This window comes from Paenibacillus sp. F024 (genome assembly GCF_057814255.1).
Window position 1 is genome coordinate 1 of sequence record NZ_JBVASZ010000151.1, and the last position, 291, is coordinate 291.

Genomic DNA, 291 nt, shown 5'->3' on the forward strand with positions numbered 1-291 from the left:
CTCCGGCTTCCTTCAGATTCCGCCTCGCGACGGACACCCTTGCCCTTGGCTACGGTAGGCGCTCGCCAGCCCCCGTTCAGGACTTTCACCCTAAAGATGACGCCCATGCTGGGCGTACTACAAAAAACCATCGTCCGCAATGCGAACAATGGCTTTCCTTTATTCCCTGAAAACTGGATCGAAACAAATCATGCTGATCATTGTTTTGGATAAGCCCTCGACCGATTAGTATTCGTCAGCTCCACACGTTGCCGCGCTTCCACCCCGAACCTATCTACCTCGTCGTCTACA

At 53.6% G+C, this 291-nt stretch carries 1 rRNA gene; it reads right to left on the reverse strand.

The annotated features are described in order from the left end of the window. Positions 1-205 precede the first annotated feature (205 nt). A 23S ribosomal RNA gene (locus ACZYR9_RS27755) occupies positions 206-291 on the reverse strand; the annotation flags it as partial.